The 5,913-nt window shown below is 48.9% G+C and carries 4 protein-coding genes and 1 pseudogene; 2 read left to right on the plus strand and 3 right to left on the minus strand.

Annotated elements, in window-relative coordinates:
* Positions 1 to 230 (plus strand): annotated as a pseudogene (locus tag ACOJS8_RS25460) (SAM-dependent methyltransferase); the annotation flags it as partial.
* A gap of 33 nt (positions 231 to 263) precedes the next feature.
* Here the strand turns inward: ACOJS8_RS25460 and hslU are convergent.
* Positions 264 to 1,655 (minus strand): ATP-dependent protease ATPase subunit HslU, encoded by a 1,392-nt coding sequence (gene hslU, locus ACOJS8_RS25465; RefSeq protein ID WP_420151377.1) that lies wholly within the window; start codon positions 1,653 to 1,655, stop codon positions 264 to 266.
* Between the two features lie 347 nt (positions 1,656 to 2,002).
* On the opposite strand from hslU, the gene ACOJS8_RS25470 reads away from it, so the two are divergent.
* Complete coding sequence (locus ACOJS8_RS25470) at positions 2,003 to 3,895, plus strand: beta-N-acetylhexosaminidase (protein WP_420151378.1); 1,893 nt, start codon at positions 2,003 to 2,005, stop codon at positions 3,893 to 3,895.
* Here the strand turns inward: ACOJS8_RS25470 and ACOJS8_RS25475 are convergent.
* Together ACOJS8_RS25475 and porQ are read right to left on the minus strand one after the other, a co-directional pair.
* A complete protein-coding gene (locus ACOJS8_RS25475) occupies positions 3,892 to 4,608 on the minus strand; it encodes a hypothetical protein (protein WP_420151379.1) in 717 nt (238 codons plus the stop codon). The two genes, ACOJS8_RS25470 and ACOJS8_RS25475, sit on opposite strands and share 4 nt — an antisense overlap.
* A gap of 79 nt (positions 4,609 to 4,687) precedes the next feature.
* Entirely contained in the window at positions 4,688 to 5,719 is a 1,032-nt protein-coding gene (gene porQ / locus ACOJS8_RS25480) for a type IX secretion system protein PorQ (RefSeq protein ID WP_420151380.1), read from the minus strand.
* Between the last annotated feature and the right edge of the window lie 194 nt (positions 5,720 to 5,913).

Here is a 5,913-nt window from a genome sequence, read left to right on the forward strand (position 1 = left end):
CCGTCCGGCTGGCGCAGCATTATGATCGCGATACGTTGTTGAGTGATCCTGAAACTGGATTAACCGACTGGATTGAACAATTCGGTCCTTATTTTTTCGAGAACGTAACACCAACCGATAAAGCAAGTATACTCGATGCCGTCAACATAGCGCTACGGCCCGTTCTTTTCCGGGATGGACGCTGGTACGCTGATTATAAACGAATTCGGATTGTAGCCGAAAGAACGTAGCGCGAACGTTGGTTCGCGCTACGTTCAATTCAATTACAGAATAAACTGGCTCAAATCCCGGTTTTTCACCAGGCCATTCAGCTTTTCGCCAACCAGTTCTTTCGTAACAACCACTTTCGCATTGGCGCCGATGACGTCGGGAATGTCGAACATGAAATCGTTCATAAGATGGCTCAATACGGTCTGCAGACGGCGGGCTCCGATGTTTTCTACTTCGCTATTCACCTCGAAAGCAATATGCGCCAGTTCACGTAGTGCGTCGTCCTGAAAACTCAGTTCAACATTCTCAGCGGCCAGCATCGCTTCGTATTGTTTGGTCAGTGCGTTTTTAGGCTCCTTTAAAATCTGGTAAAAATCTCCTTCCGATAGGCTCTGCAACTCCACCCGAATCGGAAAACGGCCCTGCAATTCAGGGATCAGATCGCTCGGTTTCGCTACGTGGAAAGCACCGGCAGCAATGAACAGAATATGATCGGTATGAATAACACCATATTTCGTGTTCACGGCGCTGCCTTCTACAATCGGCAGCAAATCGCGCTGCACACCTTCGCGGCTGACGTCGGGACCGCCACCGCCATTGCCCGATCGGGCCGAAGCCACTTTGTCGATCTCGTCGATAAAAATGATACCAGCATCTTCGGCTTTTCGGATCGCTTCTTCTTTCACCTCGTCCATGTCAATGAGCTTGGCGGCTTCTTCCTCCAGCAGGATTTTACGCGCTTCAGCAATACTAACTTTGCGCTTTTTGCCCTTCTTGGGCATCATGTTGCCAATCATTTCCTGAATGTTCATCATCGACAGGTCGTCGATAGCACCACCCATAACCCCAATGTTTGGCGCCTGATTCTGCTGTACGTCAATGTCGATTTTGCGGTCGTCCATTTCGCCGGAGCGGATTTTCTCGCGGAAACGCTCGCGCGTACGTTCGTTCAGTTCGGCATCGGAATCAGGTTTTTTCTCGTTCTCAAAACCTAAGTGCTGGCCGTTGGCTGGCTTCACGGGCGGAATCAGAATATCCAGAATGGCATCTTCAACCTGTTGTTGCGCTTTCACCTGAACCGCTTCTTTCTTGGCGTTACGTACCATATTGACCGACTGTTCAACCAGGTCGCGCACCATACTTTCCACGTCGCGGCCAACGTAACCGACTTCGGTGAATTTTGAAGCTTCTACTTTAATGAACGGAGCATCGGCAATCTTGGCCAGTCGGCGGGCAATTTCGGTTTTTCCGACACCCGTAGCTCCAATCATCAGGATATTGTTGGGAGTAATTTCGTTTTGCATATCGGCCGGGCTATTCATCCGACGCCAACGATTTCGCAACGCAATGGCTACGTTACGTTTGGCATCGTTCTGACCGATAATATACTGATCTAACTCGGCGACAATTTGCCGAGGGGTAAGGTCTTTAAGTGATTGGGTCATTGAAATACATAAAGCGTACTAAATGAAACGCTTTTGAAAAGAAACAAAGGAAATTGAAAATTGTGCCAATGCTACGGAAAAATTAGGAGTATATACACCTTTTGTCAGGAACATACGGGAAAAGTAAAGGTATCCAGCCGCCGAGGATAAGGGCCAATACGCTGCAGATTGTCAGATACTTGTACAGGTGTTCGTGAATAAAATCTGATGTTTACAGACGATCCCTATCAGCCTGTGTTTGTATTAGATATGTCAGCAAATGTTTACTGGCTAAGTAGTAACCAAGCCACTTATCTGGCTTTTTGTTGTAGTGAACGTCAACCATAAAACCACAATTCTATTAACTCATGCGTTTGTTTTCAAAACTGACCATCACGGTTTTTTTTCTGCTTTTGTACAGTCTGGCCTATCCACAGGCGATCCAATTGATTCCGCAGCCTGTTAGTGTACAGCCACAGAGCGGAGTGTTTACCCTTACCAAAGCAACAACGATTCAGTACAGCCAGGCCGATGCAAAAGTCGTTGCCGACATACTTACCGAGCAGCTGAACGTACCGACCGGGTTTGGACTAGCGGCAAAACAAGGGAAAGCCGGTAAAATTCAACTGAACCTGAATGCTACGCCCAATGCCCAGCTTGGTGAGGAAGGCTACACACTCGATGCCTCTGCGAAAGGGGTTGTCATTACGGCCAATCGTCCGGCGGGTTTGTTTTACGGGATGCAGACCTTGACGCAGCTACTGCCTAAGGAAATTGGTAGTAAAATGGTCGTTGCCAAAACCTGGACTTTACCAGCAGTGAAGGTTACGGATTATCCGCGTTTTGGCTGGCGGGGCATTATGCTCGATGTGAGCCGTAATTTCTTCACCAAAGAAGAAATAAAGCGGTATATCGACCAACTGGCAAAGCTGAAATATAATACGTTCCATTGGCACCTGACGGACGACAATGGCTGGCGGATTGAAATCAAGTCGTTGCCCAAACTGACCGAAGTTGGCGCCTGGCGGGTGCCGCGAGCTGGCCATTTTGGCGATCGTGCCGATCCAAAACCGGGTGAACAGGCTACGTCCGGAGGATTTTACTCGCAGGATGATATCCGGGAAATTGTAACCTATGCACAGGCACGTAACGTAACGATTGTTCCTGAAATTGACGTGCCGGGCCACAGCATGGCTGCCCTCGCGGCTTATCCTGAGCTGAGCTGCACCAAAACGCCCGTTACAGTCAATCCCGGAACGCCTTTTTCGGAATGGTACGGCAACGGTACGTTCAAAATGAAAGTCGAGAATACGTTGAATCCGTCGGATGAAAACGTGTATGTGTTTCTGGATAAGGTATTTACTGAAGTGGCCGCGCTTTTCCCAAATCCATACATTCACGTGGGTGGTGATGAATGTTACAAAGGCTATTGGGCCAATGATCCGGGTTGTCAGGCGTTGATGAAAAAACTGAATATTCGCCACGTCGAGGATTTGCAGGGGTATTTTATGGGCCGCGTCGAGAAGATTCTGACTGCCAAAGGCAAGAAATTATTAGGCTGGGATGAAATCCTGGAAGGGGGCATTTCGCCGGGCGCTACGGTTATGAGCTGGCGCGGTATTAAAGGCGGTATCGAAGCGGCACACGCTAGTCATAACGTAGTGATGACGCCTACTACGTTTGCTTATCTAGATTATAACCAGGGCGACCCAACCATCGATCCGCCCATTTATGCTAACCTGCGTACTGAGAAAAGCTACAGTTTCGAGCCGGTTCCGGATGGCGTCGATGCCAAATACATTTTGGGTGGGCAGGGCAACCTCTGGACCGAACAGATTCCGACGCTACGTTATGCCGAGTACATGACCTATCCGCGTGCCTGGGCGTTGTCGGAAGTGTACTGGTCGCCGAAAGAGGTGAAAAACTGGCCCAACTTTGTACAGCGTATGGAAACCCATTTCGATCGGGCCGATGTAGCGCAGGTGAATTATTCGCGGGCGGTGTACGATGCTATTGTGAAAACGAGCCAGAAAGACGGCAAGCTTGTTCTGGAAATGGCGGGCGAAGTTCCGGGGCTGGATATTTATTACACCATCGACGACACCATGCCCGACCAGTTTTCGACCAAATACAGCCAGCCTATTGAGCTTCCCGAAGGCCCCATTACGTTGCGTGTTGTTACGTATCGGTCTGGCAAACCCATCGGTCATTTGATCACCCTCACGCGCGATGCATTGCAAAAGCGGGTGGGACGGTTTTAATGCGAAAACCCGTCAGTGCTACGTTGTTTTTTCCGTTTCGTTTTCGCAATGTACCAGGGCACAGGTTCTACAGGTGCGCCGGGGGCATTTAAATACTGGCGAATCGGTTCGGGTTGTTTGACATCGTCAAATAACCCGAACCGATTGAATTGTAACGAAAATTTTTCGGCCAATTCATCGCCGATACCGTGGCAGTAAAAGGAGTGAAAACCCCCGCCAAGATCAACTCCAATAAAATCGTAGCCAATAAACTCTTCATCCGGATTATCTTCTTCCGGAATTTTCCCGGACAGATTGTAGTATAATCCAAAATCACCTTTATTGAAATCATTTTTAAAGTCGGACAAAAACGAATTTCTGTCTGTTTCCGGCAAATAAATGGCGTAGATATATGTATCGGGCAAATCCGGGAAAAACAGGTTTTTGAATGTTTCGGCAGTTTCCAAATCGGGAAAGCCGTTTCCCCATTTGATTTTTCCTTTTAGATACTGCTCGCCCGACCATTTTTTGATCGCTTTTATTTTATCGTCCGTAAGGTCAAGCTCAAGTATATCCTTTTCATCGGGTTCACTTGATGACAGACACCAGTAATCAAATACGTACTGATTAAAGCAACTGCTGCTGGTATATAAAACGCGGGGCTCGGTCGCGCCGAAATACATAATTGGCGTTAGTTTAATAAGGTAGTACCCACCCAGATAATACGGTTCCATAGTCGTTGCATCTGTTTCAGATAACGTAGTATTTGTCGCGAAAAGTAAAGCACTGGGATACAAAACGTCGTAAAGGATCTTACTTGATTACCCGATTCAGGTCGATACGTAGCGAAAGCTGGCTTGTACCTGCTGCGGGGACTGAGGTAAAGCGCCCGTATGTCAGTTGAAAACCACGCGCCTGTACGGATGCGCCAAATGAAATGCCCGCGGCTCCGCCACCCGTTGTGAGCTTGCCTTCCTGCCGTTTCTGATGATTATAACCGACCAGCAGATGCACATTTCGGTGAATCAGAAGTTCAGCACCGATAATTAGATGGCGGGCAATCTTCTCGGTTACGCTGGTCGTTTGCGGAATAGGGTTGCCGCTCAAATCGTATCGAACATTCAGATTCGGATCGTTATAGCTAATATCGAAGCGTTGCAGATGATGCGCCGTCAGCGTCAGGCGAATCGGCGCATGGCGCGGTTTTAACGTAACGCCTGCCTGCAAATCGAAGGGTAAATCCGCGTCAATAGGCCCATAGTTTTTAACCAGATACCCCACGTTTTTCGCGACCAGCCCGAACGTCAGGTCCTGTTTCGGGTGACGCCAGACACCGCCAAGATCGGCCAGTACGCCAAAGGCTGAATACGTTTCAATAGCTGACCCAACGGCTTTGATCGTAGCCCCAAGCGTAAAATTGCCTTCCGTACGGGCATGACTGATACTGAGCGCGTAATCGTTCGCCGTAAACGTACCGAGCGTATTACCCACGGGGTCGGTCAAGGTCATCTGACCATAGCTGAGGTATTGCAAACCAGCCGCCCATTTGCCTTTACCCTGAATCGGAATACCGTACTGAAGCGTGTAATATTTAGCGGCTGCCAGATACGGCATCAGGCTGATAGCCAACTGATTAGTTGCGATAGAGTCCGCAAGCGCGGGATTGTTCAGGTGATACGTACCATCGGGGCGCGTGGCCGAGGCAAGCTGTCCGCCGAGGGCGGCTACACGAGCGTGCGTGGGTAAATCCAGAAACGAAAATACCCGCTGTCCGCCAAGCGGTTGAGCCTGACCAATCACGGGTGCCAGGAAGGCGAAAAATAGCAGTAAACGATGGATTTTCACCCTGAATTAAATCGCAGTTTTTTACAAAGAAACGTAAAAACCGCGCTGGGTGGACACTACGTAGTAACTGTTGTAAATTTGCTTTCCCTGTCCTATTAACCCCTAACGTGAAAAAACCCCTAAAGTCGCCCCCCCCCCCCCCCCCAAAAAGTGCAGTTTTTAAATTTGAAGAAAAACACCCAGAAGTGCGGGCG

The organism is Spirosoma sp., from assembly GCF_048594605.1.
In the GTDB taxonomy this organism is placed as follows: domain Bacteria; phylum Bacteroidota; class Bacteroidia; order Cytophagales; family Spirosomataceae; genus Spirosoma.

Excerpts from the sequence above, each read along its gene's own strand:
- hslU (WP_420151377.1), bottom strand. The coding sequence starts at position 1,655 with ATGACCCAATCACTTAAAGACCTTACCCCTCGGCAAATTGTCGCCGAG.
- ACOJS8_RS25470 (WP_420151378.1), top strand. The coding sequence starts at position 2,003 with ATGCGTTTGTTTTCAAAACTGACCATCACGGTTTTTTTTCTGCTTTTG.
- ACOJS8_RS25475 (WP_420151379.1), bottom strand. The coding sequence starts at position 4,608 with ATGGAACCGTATTATCTGGGTGGGTACTACCTTATTAAACTAACGCCA.